General features: G+C 52.2%; 12 protein-coding genes. All 12 read left to right on the top strand.

Features of this window, described 5'->3' with window-relative positions; translation table 11 throughout:
• Positions 1-209 precede the first annotated feature (209 nt).
• The 12 genes from rpsB (at position 210) to fabZ (ending at position 12,630) form a co-directional block, all read left to right on the top strand.
• Entirely contained in the window at positions 210-935 is a 726-nt protein-coding gene (gene rpsB / locus ACNQ0W_RS17090) for a 30S ribosomal protein S2 (protein WP_003856207.1), read from the top strand.
• A 117-nt stretch (positions 936-1,052) separates the two neighbouring features.
• Positions 1,053-1,904 carry a translation elongation factor Ts gene (tsf, locus tag ACNQ0W_RS17095; RefSeq protein ID WP_003856196.1) on the top strand — a complete coding sequence of 284 codons (852 nt, stop codon included), beginning with the start codon at positions 1,053-1,055 and terminating at the stop codon, positions 1,902-1,904.
• A 149-nt stretch (positions 1,905-2,053) separates the two neighbouring features.
• Positions 2,054-2,779, top strand: coding sequence for a UMP kinase (gene pyrH, locus ACNQ0W_RS17100; protein WP_003856194.1), 726 nt, complete (start codon positions 2,054-2,056; stop codon positions 2,777-2,779).
• A 167-nt stretch (positions 2,780-2,946) separates the two neighbouring features.
• Entirely contained in the window at positions 2,947-3,504 is a 558-nt protein-coding gene (gene frr / locus ACNQ0W_RS17105) for a ribosome recycling factor (protein ID WP_003856180.1), read from the top strand.
• Positions 3,505-3,596: 92 nt separating this feature from the next.
• Positions 3,597-4,796: a 1-deoxy-D-xylulose-5-phosphate reductoisomerase gene (gene ispC / locus ACNQ0W_RS17110; protein ID WP_023315432.1), complete on the top strand. Its 1,200-nt coding sequence runs from the start codon at positions 3,597-3,599 to the stop codon at positions 4,794-4,796.
• Positions 4,797-4,981: 185 nt separating this feature from the next.
• A complete protein-coding gene (ispU, locus tag ACNQ0W_RS17115) occupies positions 4,982-5,740 on the top strand; it encodes a (2E,6E)-farnesyl-diphosphate-specific ditrans,polycis-undecaprenyl-diphosphate synthase (RefSeq protein WP_003856176.1) in 759 nt (252 codons plus the stop codon).
• 12 nt (positions 5,741-5,752) lie between these two features.
• On the top strand, positions 5,753-6,610 hold the full coding sequence (gene cdsA / locus ACNQ0W_RS17120) for a phosphatidate cytidylyltransferase (RefSeq protein ID WP_003856175.1): 858 nt from the start codon (positions 5,753-5,755) through the stop codon (positions 6,608-6,610).
• An 11-nt stretch (positions 6,611-6,621) separates the two neighbouring features.
• Positions 6,622-7,974 (top strand): sigma E protease regulator RseP, encoded by a 1,353-nt coding sequence (gene rseP / locus ACNQ0W_RS17125; protein ID WP_003856174.1) that lies wholly within the window; start codon positions 6,622-6,624, stop codon positions 7,972-7,974.
• 31 nt (positions 7,975-8,005) lie between these two features.
• Complete coding sequence (gene bamA, locus ACNQ0W_RS17130; RefSeq protein WP_061856037.1) at positions 8,006-10,423, top strand: outer membrane protein assembly factor BamA; 2,418 nt, start codon at positions 8,006-8,008, stop codon at positions 10,421-10,423.
• A 123-nt stretch (positions 10,424-10,546) separates the two neighbouring features.
• Positions 10,547-11,041, top strand: a complete 495-nt coding sequence (gene skp / locus ACNQ0W_RS17135; protein WP_003856169.1) for a molecular chaperone Skp — start codon at positions 10,547-10,549, stop codon at positions 11,039-11,041.
• Positions 11,042-11,044: 3 nt separating this feature from the next.
• Positions 11,045-12,070, top strand: a complete 1,026-nt coding sequence (lpxD, locus tag ACNQ0W_RS17140) for a UDP-3-O-(3-hydroxymyristoyl)glucosamine N-acyltransferase (protein ID WP_116329833.1) — start codon at positions 11,045-11,047, stop codon at positions 12,068-12,070.
• Positions 12,071-12,174: 104 nt separating this feature from the next.
• Positions 12,175-12,630 (top strand): 3-hydroxyacyl-ACP dehydratase FabZ, encoded by a 456-nt coding sequence (fabZ, locus tag ACNQ0W_RS17145; protein WP_003856165.1) that lies wholly within the window; start codon positions 12,175-12,177, stop codon positions 12,628-12,630.
• Positions 12,631-12,632: the final 2 nt, after the last annotated feature.

Genomic DNA, 12,632 nt, shown 5'->3' on the forward strand with positions numbered 1-12,632 from the left:
CAACAATTATTGGTTTCTGGCCGTGTTTTGTGATATAAAGCGCGCCGGACTTCCGATCCATTTCAGATACACAGGCTGGACGGGAGCGACAAATCTCACTTTGTGTAACAACACACACGTATCGGCACATATTCCGGGGTGCCCTTCGGGGTCGGTAATATGGGATACGTGGAGGCATAACCCCAACTTTCAATATAGAGGTTTTAAACATGGCAACTGTTTCCATGCGCGACATGCTCAAGGCTGGTGTTCACTTCGGTCACCAGACCCGTTACTGGAACCCGAAAATGAAGCCTTTCATCTTCGGCGCACGTAACAAAGTTCACATCATCAACCTTGAGAAGACTGTACCAATGTTCAACGAAGCCCTGGCTGAGCTGAACAAGATCTCTTCCCGTAAAGGTAAGATTCTGTTCGTTGGTACTAAGCGCGCTGCAAGCGAAGCTGTGAAAGATGCTGCTAACAGCTGCGACCAGTTCTTCGTGAACCATCGCTGGTTGGGCGGCATGCTGACCAACTGGAAAACTGTTCGTCAGTCCATCAAGCGCCTGAAAGATCTGGAAACCCAGTCTCAGGACGGTACTTTCGATAAGCTGACTAAGAAAGAAGCGCTGATGCGCACTCGTGAACTGGACAAGCTGGAAAACAGCCTGGGCGGTATCAAAGATATGGGCGGCCTGCCAGACGCGCTGTTCGTAATCGATGCAGACCACGAGCACATCGCAATCAAAGAAGCTAACAACCTGGGTATCCCGGTATTCGCTATCGTTGATACCAACTCCGATCCGGACGGTGTTGACTTCGTTATCCCGGGTAACGACGACGCAATCCGTGCTGTTAGCCTGTACCTGAGCGCTGTAGCTGCTACCGTTCGTGAAGGCCGTTCCCAGGATCTGGCTTCTCAGGCGGAAGAAAGCTTCGTAGAAGCTGAATAATAAGGTTTTACCCCTTATTAGTACCGTGTATGAATAGGGGCCCATTATCGGCCCCTTTTTTCAATTTATACTGTTTGGCTCCCGGCCGGGCAGTTCACATCTCCCGAGGATTTAAGAATGGCTGAAATTACCGCATCCCTGGTAAAAGAGCTGCGTGAGCGTACTGGCGCAGGCATGATGGATTGCAAAAAAGCGCTGACCGAAGCGAACGGCGACATCGAGCTGGCAATCGAAAACATGCGTAAATCCGGTGCGATCAAAGCAGCTAAGAAAGCAGGCAACGTTGCTGCTGACGGCGTGATCATCACCAAAATCGACGGCAACTACGGCATCATTCTGGAAGTTAACTGCCAGACTGACTTCGTTGCTAAAGATGCTGGTTTCCAGGCATTTGCTAACAAAGTTCTGGACGCAGCGGTTGCAGGCAAAATCACTGACGTTGAAGTTCTGAAAGCACAGTTCGAAGAAGAGCGTGTTGCGCTGGTTGCTAAAATCGGTGAGAACATCAACATCCGTCGCGTTGCTTCCCTGGAAGGTGACGTGCTGGGCTCTTACCAGCACGGCGCGCGTATCGGCGTTCTGGTTGCGGCTAAAGGCGCTGACGAAGAGCTGGTTAAACAGCTGGCAATGCACATCGCTGCAAGCAAACCAGAATTCGTTAAGCCAGAAGACGTGTCTGCTGAAGTGGTAGAGAAAGAGTACCAGGTTCAGCTGGACATCGCGATGCAGTCTGGTAAGCCAAAAGAAATCGCAGAGAAAATGGTTGAAGGCCGCATGAAGAAATTCACCGGCGAAGTTTCTCTGACTGGCCAGCCTTTCGTAATGGATCCAAGCAAGTCTGTTGCTCAGCTGCTGAAAGAGCACAACGCTGATGTAACTGGCTTCATCCGCTTCGAAGTGGGCGAAGGCATTGAGAAAGTTGAGACTGACTTCGCAGCAGAAGTTGCTGCAATGTCCAAGCAGTCTTAATGATTGAAAAGGAGCCGCCTGAGGGCGGCTTCTTTTTGTCACCCGTCTCACGAAATCAGACAGGCTCCAGTATCGCTGTGCTGATTTGCGACATATCATGTCGCCAGAATTAACCCCATCTTAATCGTTGACAGTCTCAGGAAAGAAACATGGCTACCAATGCAAAACCCGTGTACAAACGCATTCTGCTTAAGCTGAGTGGCGAAGCGCTGCAAGGATCGGAAGGCTTCGGTATTGACGCAAGCATCCTTGATCGCATGGCACAGGAAATCAAAGAACTGGTCGAACTGGGTATTCAGGTTGGCGTGGTCATTGGCGGTGGCAACCTTTTCCGTGGTGCTGGTCTGGCGAAAGCGGGGATGAACCGCGTAGTGGGCGACCACATGGGTATGCTGGCAACCGTGATGAATGGCCTGGCGATGCGTGATGCGCTTCATCGCGCCTATGTGAACGCTCGCCTGATGTCCGCTATTCCTTTGAATGGCGTATGCGATAACTACAGCTGGGCAGAGGCCATCAGCCTGCTGCGCAACAACCGCGTGGTGATCCTCTCCGCCGGTACGGGTAACCCCTTCTTTACCACCGATTCCGCAGCCTGCCTGCGCGGTATCGAAATCGAAGCCGATGTGGTGCTGAAAGCGACCAAAGTCGATGGCGTGTTTACTGCCGACCCGGCAAAAGATCCTTCAGCGACCATGTACGATCAGCTGAGCTACAGCGAAGTGCTGGAAAAAGAGCTGAAAGTGATGGATCTTGCCGCCTTTACGCTGGCTCGTGACCACAAACTGCCGATCCGTGTCTTCAATATGAACAAGCCTGGCGCGCTGCGTCGCGTTGTTATGGGCGAAAAAGAAGGCACTTTGATCACGGAATAATTTCCGTCGGCGATAAATACAGGTAAGATTCCGCTTTATTTCGACGTGGTATCTTACCCGGGCGCGCCTTTGGCGTTGTCATGAATTAAACGCGACTATACTTAGCACACCTGTAGCGCTGTGCTGGCGGATAGTCTGCCTGAGACAAGTTTTCAAGGATTCGTAACGTGATTAACGACATCAGAAAAGATGCTGAAGTACGCATGGACAAATGCGTAGAAGCGTTCAAAAACCAAATCAGCAAAATCCGTACTGGCCGTGCTTCCCCAAGCCTGCTGGATGGCATCATCGTAGAATACTACGGTACGCCTACGCCACTGCGTCAGCTGGCGAGCGTGACGGTAGAAGATACCCGTACCCTGAAAATCAACGTGTTCGATCGCTCAATGAGCCCGGCCGTTGAAAAAGCGATCATGGCATCTGACCTGGGTCTGAACCCAAGCTCAGCGGGCGCGGATATTCGCGTTCCACTGCCTCCGCTGACGGAAGAGCGTCGTAAAGACCTGATCAAAGTCGTGCGTGGTGAAGCTGAGCAGGGTCGCGTTTCCGTGCGTAACGTGCGTCGCGATGCGAACGATAAAGTGAAAGCTCTGCTGAAAGAAAAAGAGATCAGCGAAGATGACGATCGTCGTTCTCAGGACGACATTCAGAAAATGACCGACGCGGCGATCAAGAAAATTGATGCGGCGCTGGCAGAAAAAGAAGCGGAACTGATGCAGTTCTGATTTTCGCTGTACACTGATAAACGCCGTTCAGAAGGACATTGAGTCTTGCTGGCGGCGTTTTGCTTTTATCTGGTCTAACTTTTGGGCATCTCATGAAGCATCTCACTCTCCTCGGCTCGACCGGCTCTATCGGTTGCAGCACTCTCGACGTTGTACGTCATAATCCTGACAGCTACACCGTGGCCGCGCTTGTGGCCGGAAAAAACGTGCAGCGAATGGTCGAACAGTGCCTGGAGTTTACCCCCCGTTTTGCGGTGATGGATGACGAAGAGAGCGCCCGCCAGGTGAAAGCGCTGTTGCAGGAGAAGGGCTGCCGTACCGAGGTACTCAGCGGGCAACAGGCGGCGTGCGATATGGCCGCGCTTGATGAAGTTGATCAGGTCATGGCGGCAATCGTCGGGGCGGCGGGTCTTCTGCCGACGCTTGCCGCTATTGATGCGGGTAAAGATGTCCTGCTTGCGAACAAAGAGTCGCTGGTCACCTGCGGACGCCTCTTTATGGAGGCGGTAAAACAGCGTGGGGCGCGTCTTTTGCCGGTCGATAGCGAACACAACGCGATTTTTCAGAGTTTGCCTCAACCTTTTCAACAAAACCTGGGGTACGCTGACCTGGAGCAGAATGGCGTTGTGTCGATTCTGCTTACCGGGTCTGGTGGCCCGTTCCGTGAAACGCCACTGTCTGAATTGAGCGCAATGACGCCGGATCAGGCGTGTCGTCATCCGAACTGGTCAATGGGGCGTAAGATCTCCGTCGATTCGGCCACCATGATGAACAAAGGTCTGGAATACATTGAAGCTCGCTGGCTGTTCAATGCGTCGGCGAAACAGATGGAAGTGCTGATCCACCCGCAGTCGGTGATTCACTCGATGGTGCGCTATCAGGACGGCAGCGTGCTGGCCCAGCTGGGCGAACCGGATATGCGTACGCCAATTGCTCATACAATGGCGTGGCCAAACCGCGTAAAATCGGGCGTTAAGCCTCTCGATTTTTGTAAGCTGAGTTCACTGACGTTTAGCGAGCCTGATTATGACCGTTATCCCTGTCTGAAACTGGCGATGACGGCCTTCGATCAGGGGCAGGCGGCGACAACGGCGCTTAATGCAGCCAATGAAGTGACCGTTGAAGCATTCCTGAATCAGCAGATCCGCTTTACTGATATCGCCGCGTTGAATTTATCCGTGCTGGAGATGATGGATTTGCGTGAGCCGCAGAGCGTGGAAGAGGTGCTGGCCGTGGATGAACAGGCACGCATTGTTGCGCGTAAACAGGTGACACGTCTCGCAAGCTGGTGATAAAGCAAGCACTAGTCGTCGTGCTATTTGTTAGCGTTGGGCTTCAGTGATATAGTCTGCGCCACCTGATCGCAGGTATTTGGCTTTAAGTGGTCAGGTAAGCCGTGGTTTGACACGGCTTTTTTATGTATAGGCTTCAGTATTCCTGTGTACCGTTAAATCCTTTCAGGGACTAAAAACGCGTTATGTTGTCTGCGAATCAACCAATAAGCGAAAACTTGCCAGCACATGGCTGTCGCCATGTTGCAATCATCATGGATGGCAATGGCCGCTGGGCGAAAAGACAAGGGAAGATACGAGCCTTTGGGCATAAAGCTGGGGCGAAATCTGTTCGCCGCGCCGTCTCTTTTGCCGCCAATAACGGCATTGATGCGTTAACGCTCTATGCTTTTAGCAGTGAGAACTGGAATCGACCTGCGCAGGAAGTGACGGCGTTGATGGAACTGTTCGTGTGGGCGCTCGATAGTGAAGTAAAAAGCCTGCACCGCCACAACGTCCGCTTGCGTATTATTGGCGAAACCAGTCGTTTTAACTCACGTTTGCAGGAACGGATTCGCAAAGCAGAAGCGCTGACGGAAAATAATACCGGCCTGACGCTCAATATCGCGGCGAATTACGGCGGACGCTGGGATATTATCCAGGGGGTTCGGCATTTGGCTGAGCAGGTTCAGGAAGGGCTGTTAAGACCCGACCAGATTGATGAAGAGGCGCTGAGTCAGCAAATCTGCATGAATGAACTGGCACCCGTGGATTTGGTTATAAGGACAGGGGGGGAACATCGCATAAGTAACTTTTTGCTGTGGCAAATTGCCTACGCCGAACTTTACTTTACGGATGTTCTTTGGCCAGATTTTGATGAACAAGACTTTGAAGGTGCGCTGCATGCCTTTGCCAATCGAGAGCGTCGTTTCGGCGGCACCGAGCCTGGTGGCGATAACGCCTGATGGGGGTAGCTTTTGCTGAAGTATCGCCTGATTTCCGCTTTTGTATTAATACCCGTCGTCATCGCAGCGCTGTTTTTACTGCCTCCGGTGGGATTCGCTATTGTTACGCTGGTGGTGTGTATGCTCGCCGCGTGGGAATGGGGGCAGCTTAGCGGCTTTACCTCGCGCACTCAGCGGGTATGGCTGGCGGTACTCTGTGGTTTTTTACTGGCCCTGATGCTGTATACCTTGCCTGAATATCATCACGATGTTCACCAGCCGCTGGTTGCCGGTTCCTTATGGATATCGCTGGCCTGGTGGATTGCTGCGCTTGTTTTAGTGCTTTTCTATCCGGGCTCTGCCGCGATCTGGCGTAACTCTAAAGTGTTGCGCCTTATTTTTGGTCTGCTCACGATTGTTCCCTTTTTCTGGGGGATGGTTGCGCTGCGCGCCTGGCACTATGACGAAAACCACTACAGCGGCGCGATATGGCTGCTTTATGTGATGATTCTCGTCTGGGGGGCTGACTCCGGGGCCTATATGTTTGGTAAACTGTTCGGCAAACATAAACTGGCGCCAAAGGTTTCTCCGGGCAAAACCTGGCAAGGCTTCATCGGCGGCCTGTTTACGGCAGCGATTATCTCCTGGGGCTATGGCGTCTGGGCGAATCTTGAGGTTGCCCCCTCCACCCTGCTGGTATGTTCGATTTTCGCGGCGCTGGCATCGGTGCTGGGTGATTTAACCGAGAGTATGTTTAAGCGTGAAGCAGGGATTAAGGACAGTGGTCACCTGATTCCAGGACATGGCGGAATACTGGATCGCATTGACAGCCTTACCGCGGCTGTTCCCGTATTTGCTTGCCTGCTTTTACTGGTGTTTGGGACGATATAACGGAAGGTTTTATGCTGAGCATTCTCTGGAATCTGGCGGCGTTCATTGTTGCACTGGGTGTACTGATTACCGTGCATGAATTTGGCCATTTCTGGGTTGCCCGGCGCTGTGGTGTGCGGGTGGAGCGATTCTCGATTGGCTTTGGCAAATCGCTCTGGAAGCGCACCGATAAGCATGGCACCGAGTTTGTCATTGCTCTGATTCCCCTGGGCGGCTATGTCAAAATGCTCGACGAACGCGTTGAGCCTGTCGCCCCGGAACTTCGCCATCGCGCGTTTAACAATAAAACTGTTGGACAACGTGCTGCCATCATCGCTGCCGGCCCGGTAGCCAATTTCATCTTCGCTATCTTCGCCTACTGGCTGGTGTTTATCATCGGCGTGCCTGGCGTGCGCCCGGTTGTGGGAGAAATCACCACGGGTTCTATTGCGGCAACGGCGCAAATTACACCGGGAATGGAACTTAAAGCGATTGATGGTATCGAAACCCCTGATTGGGATGCCGTGAGGTTACAACTGGTTGCCAAAATTGGTGATGAGCAGACAACCGTCAGCGTATCGCCATTTGGTTCCGACCAGCGGCAGGAAAAAGTGCTGGATTTACGCCACTGGCGCTTTGAGCCAGACAAAGAGGACCCTGTCGCCGCACTCGGGATTCGACCGCGCGGCGCGCAGATCGAGCCGGTATTAGCCGAAGTACAGGCCAAATCGGCAGCGAGTAAAGCAGGTTTACAAGCGGGTGACAGGATCGTTAAAGTCGATGGTCAGCCATTAACACAATGGATGACCTTTGTTACTCTGGTGCGCGATAATCCAGGCAAGCCGCTCGCGCTGGAAGTGGAAAGGCAGGGGAGTTCGCTCTCACTGACCCTCACTCCGGATACCAAATCGGGCGGCGGTAAGGCGGAAGGGTTTGCAGGCGTTGTGCCGAAAGTGATCCCACTGCCAGATGAGTACAAGACAATACGCCAGTATGGGCCGTTTAGCGCCATCGTTGAGGCCACGGATAAAACATGGCAGCTGATGAAGCTTACGGTCAACATGTTGGGGAAATTGATAACCGGTGATGTGAAACTGAACAACCTCAGTGGGCCAATTTCGATTGCTCAGGGGGCTGGGATGTCAGCGGAGTTCGGGGTGATTTACTATCTCATGTTCCTTGCGCTGATTAGCGTGAACCTGGGGATAATCAACCTGTTCCCGCTTCCCGTATTAGATGGGGGCCATCTGCTGTTTTTAGCGATTGAAAAGCTAAAAGGCGGACCGGTATCCGAGCGAGTTCAAGACTTTAGTTATCGCATTGGCTCGATTTTGCTGGTGCTGTTAATGGGGCTTGCACTTTTCAATGATTTCTCTCGGTTGTAAGAGAGTTAGTTAGGAAGAACGCATAATAACGATGGCGATGAAAAAGTTGCTCATAGCGTCGCTGCTGTTTAGCAGCGCGACCGTATACGGTGCTGACGGGTTCGTAGTGAAAGATATTCATTTCGAAGGCCTTCAGCGTGTCGCCGTTGGTGCGGCCCTCCTCAGTATGCCTGTGCGCCCCGGCGATACGGTTAATGATGAAGATATCAGTAACACCATCCGTGCTCTGTTTGCCACTGGCAACTTTGAGGACGTCCGCGTCCTGCGCGATGGTGATACGCTGGTGGTTCAGGTAAAAGAACGTCCAACGATTGCCAGCATCACTTTCTCCGGCAACAAGTCGGTGAAAGACGACATGCTCAAGCAGAACCTTGAGGCATCGGGTGTTCGTGTGGGGGAATCTCTGGACCGCACAACCCTTGCAGACATTGAAAAAGGTCTGGAAGATTTCTACTACAGCGTCGGTAAATACAGCGCGAGCGTTAAAGCGGTTGTTACACCGCTGCCACGTAACCGTGTTGACCTGAAACTGGTCTTCCAGGAAGGTGTTTCTGCGAAGATCCAGCAGATCAACATTGTGGGTAACCACGCGTTCAGCACCGACGAACTGATCTCCAACTTCCAGCTGCGTGACGAAGTGCCGTGGTGGAACGTGGTGGGCGATCGTAAATACCAGAAACAGAAACTGGCGGGTGACCTTGAAACCCTGCGCAGCTACTATCTGGATCGCGGTTACGCCCGTTTCAACATCGATTCAACTCAGGTGAGTCTGACTCCGGACAAGAAAGGTATCTACATTACCGTTAACATCACAGAAGGCGATAAGTACACGCTTTCGGGTGTTGAAGTCAGCGGCAACCTGGCAGGACATTCAGCTGAAATTGAATCTCTGACCAAAATTCAGCCGGGCGATCTGTACAGCGGATCTAAAGTCACCAAAATGGAAGACAGCATTAAGAAGCTGCTCGGCCGTTATGGTTATGCGTATCCGCGTGTGCAAACGCAGCCGGAAATTAACGACACGGATAAAACCGTTAAGCTGCACGTTAACGTTGATGCGGGCAACCGCTACTACGTGCGTAAGATCCGCTTCGAAGGTAACGATACCTCTAAAGACTCCGTTCTGCGCCGTGAAATGCGCCAGATGGAAGGGGCATGGCTGGGAAGCGATCTGGTAGACCAGGGTAAAGAGCGTCTGAACCGTCTGGGCTATTTCGAAACGGTCGATACCGATACTCAGCGTGTACCGGGTCGTCCGGATCAGGTTGATGTTGTTTATAAAGTTAAAGAACGTAATACCGGTAGCTTCAACTTCGGTATTGGTTACGGTACTGAAAGTGGCGTGAGCTTCCAGGTCGGTGTTCAGCAGGATAACTGGCTGGGTACGGGCTACTCTGTCGGTATCAACGGGACGAAAAACGACTACCAGACTTACTCTGAGTTCTCCGTTACCAACCCATACTTCACCGTTGACGGTGTAAGCCTGGGCGGTCGTATCTTCTATAACGACTTTAAAGCGGACGACGCGGACCTCTCCTCGTATACCAACAAGAGTTACGGTCTGGATGGTACGCTCGGCTTCCCGGTCAACGAATACAACACCCTGCGTGCAGGTTTAGGGTACGTGCATAACGACCTGTCCAACATGCAACCGCAGGTGGCGATGTGGCGTTATCTGGACTCCATCGGTCAGTCGGCGAGTACGTCCAGCGATGACAATGGTTTCGCCGCGGACGACTTCACCTTCAACTACGGTTGGACCTACAACCGTCTTGACCGTGGCTACTTCCCGACGGAAGGTTCACGCGTCAACCTGAACGGTAAAGTGACTATCCCGGGCTCGGATAACGAGTTCTACAAGGTCACGCTGGATACGGCGTCCTACTTCCCAATTGATGAAGATCACAAGTGGGTTGTTCTGGGTCGTACCCGTTGGGGCTATGGTGACGGTTTAGGTGGCAAAGAACTGCCGTTCTATGAAAACTTCTACGCCGGTGGTTCAAGCACCGTGCGTGGCTTCCAGTCCAATAACATTGGTCCGAAAGCGGTTTATTACGGCGGTAATGACGAAGATAACTGCGCAAGCCGTGATCCTAAGCAAGTATGTAGCTCTGATGACGCAGTAGGCGGTAACGCTATGGCCGTGGCGAGCCTCGAGTTCATCACGCCTACGCCGTTTATCAGCGACAAGTATGCGAACTCCGTGCGTACCTCCTTCTTTATGGATGCAGGTACGGTGTGGGACACCAACTGGGAGAACACCGCCCAGACGCGTGCGGCGGGGGTTCCGGACTACAGCGATCCGAGCAACATTCGCATGTCCGCCGGTATCGCATTACAATGGATGTCACCGCTGGGGCCGTTGGTCTTCTCTTACGCCCAGCCGTTTAAGAAATACGATGGAGACAAAGCGGAGCAGTTCCAGTTTAACATTGGTAAAACCTGGTAATAATCCGCTGCAATGGAATGCGTTGGCAGTGTAGCGCTGACAACCGGCGATCGGTAAAACGATCGCCTTGCCACGCAAAGAACGGTACCCCTCGGGTGCCAATGGGATGGTAAGGAGTTAATTGTGAAAAAGTGGTTATTAGCTGCAGGTCTCGGTTTAGCGATGGCAACTTCTGCTCAGGCAGCGGATAAAATTGCAATCGTCAACATGGGTAATTTGTTCCAGCAGGTTGCACAGAAAACCGGTGTTTCTGCAACGCTGGAAAACGAATTCAAAGGCCGTGCGAGCGAACTGCAACGTATGGAAGGTGATCTTCAGTCCAAGATGCAGCGTCTTCAGCGTGATGGTTCTACCATGAAAGCGAGCGAGCGCAGCAAACTGGAAAAAGACGTCATGTCTCAGCGCCAGACCTTCTCTCAGAAAGCGCAGGCTTTCGAGCAGGATCGTCAGCGTCGTTCTAACGAAGAGCGTGGCAAACTGGTGACGCGTATTCAGTCTGCCGTTAAAGCAGTCGCAGCCGATCAGAGCATCGATCTGGTTGTTGATTCGAACGCCGTTGCATTCAACAGCAGCGATGTTAAAGACATCACCGCTGATGTTCTGAAACAGGTTAAATAAGTAATGCCTTCAATTCGACTGGCTGATTTAGCTCAGCAGTTGGATGCAGAATTACACGGTGATGGCGATATCGTCATCACCGCTGTTGCGTCCATGCAATCTGCTAAAGCAGGCACTATTACCTTCATGGTAAGCCCTAAGTACCGTGAACACCTGGCCCAGTGCCAGGCGTCTGCCGTTGTTCTGACGCAGGACGATCTTCCATTTGCCACTAGCGCTGCACTGGTAGTGAAAAATCCCTACCTGACCTATGCGCGCATGGCCCAAATTCTTGATACCACGCCGCAGCCGGCACAGAACATTGCAGCCAGTGCTGCGATTGATCCGACGGCTCAGCTGGGTAACAACGTATCAGTCGGCGCAAAGGCCGTTATCGAATCCGGCGTTGTGCTGGGTGATAACGTGGTGATTGGCCCAGGCTGCTTTGTTGGAAAAAATACGAAAATTGGCGCAGGGACTCGTCTGTGGGCCAATGTCTCTGTCTACCATGAGGTTGAGATTGGCGAGAATTGTCTCGTACAGTCCAGCACGGTGATTGGTTCTGACGGATTTGGTTACGCTAACGATCGGGGTAACTGGGTTAAGATCCCTCAGCTGGGTCGCGTGATTATCGGCGATCGTGTGGAGATCGGCGCTTGCACCACCATCGACCGCGGTGCGCTTGACGACACCATTATTGGTAACGGTGTTATCATAGACAACCAGTGCCAGATTGCACATAACGTTGTGATTGGCGACAATACCGCAGTTGCGGGTGGAGTTATCATGGCAGGCAGCCTGAAAATTGGCCGTTACTGCATGATTGGCGGTGCCAGCGTGATCAATGGCCATATGGAAATATGCGACAAAGTCACGGTGACGGGGATGGGTATGGTGATGCGTCCAATCACTGAGCCTGGCGTTTATTCCTCCGGTATTCCGCTGCAACCGAACAAGGTCTGGCGTAAAACAGCTGCACTGGTGATGAATATTGATGATATGAGCAAGCGACTCAAAGCGATTGAGCGCAAAATCGATCAACAAGACTAAGCGTTCATCCGTTTAACGCTAAATTTCCCGGCCTGTCGGCTTTGTTTATAAACCGGCAGGCCGTGTTATTATTGCTACTTAGTACATTTGACAGGAAGAGTATTTTGACTACTGACACTCATACTCTGCATATTGAAGAGATTTTAGAACTTCTGCCGCACCGCTATCCGTTTTTACTGGTAGACCGTGTGCTGGATTTTGAAGAAGGTCGTTTTCTGCGCGCAGTGAAAAATGTCTCCGTTAACGAGCCGTTCTTCCAGGGGCACTTCCCTGGTAAGCCTATCTTCCCGGGTGTATTGATCCTTGAGGCGATGGCACAGGCTACCGGTATTCTGGCGTTTAAAAGCGTAGGTAAACTGGAACCGGGTGAACTCTATTACTTCGCGGGTATCGATGAAGCGCGCTTCAAGCGTCCGGTCGTGCCTGGTGATCAAATGATCATGGAAGTCACTTTTGAAAAAACGCGTCGCGGCCTGACTCGCTTCAAAGGCGTAGCTATGGTTGACGGCAAAGTTGTTTGCGAAGCGACAATGATGTGTGCGCGTAGCCGGGAGGCCTGATA

It is taken from the genome of Enterobacter cloacae complex sp. 6730903 (genome assembly GCF_048283985.1).
In the GTDB taxonomy this organism is placed as follows: Bacteria; Pseudomonadota; Gammaproteobacteria; order Enterobacterales; family Enterobacteriaceae; genus Enterobacter; species Enterobacter hormaechei_C.

What these genes read in the sequence shown, in the direction of transcription:
- rseP (WP_003856174.1), top strand. Translation starts at nt 6,622, where the DNA reads ATGCTGAGCATTCTCTGGAATCTGGCGGCGTTCATTGTTGCACTGGGT.
- rpsB (WP_003856207.1), top strand. Translation starts at nt 210, where the DNA reads ATGGCAACTGTTTCCATGCGCGACATGCTCAAGGCTGGTGTTCACTTC.
- ispC (WP_023315432.1), top strand. Translation starts at nt 3,597, where the DNA reads ATGAAGCATCTCACTCTCCTCGGCTCGACCGGCTCTATCGGTTGCAGC.
- lpxD (WP_116329833.1), top strand. Translation starts at nt 11,045, where the DNA reads ATGCCTTCAATTCGACTGGCTGATTTAGCTCAGCAGTTGGATGCAGAA.
- ispU (WP_003856176.1), top strand. Translation starts at nt 4,982, where the DNA reads ATGTTGTCTGCGAATCAACCAATAAGCGAAAACTTGCCAGCACATGGC.
- bamA (WP_061856037.1), top strand. Translation starts at nt 8,006, where the DNA reads ATGGCGATGAAAAAGTTGCTCATAGCGTCGCTGCTGTTTAGCAGCGCG.
- pyrH (WP_003856194.1), top strand. Translation starts at nt 2,054, where the DNA reads ATGGCTACCAATGCAAAACCCGTGTACAAACGCATTCTGCTTAAGCTG.
- tsf (WP_003856196.1), top strand. Translation starts at nt 1,053, where the DNA reads ATGGCTGAAATTACCGCATCCCTGGTAAAAGAGCTGCGTGAGCGTACT.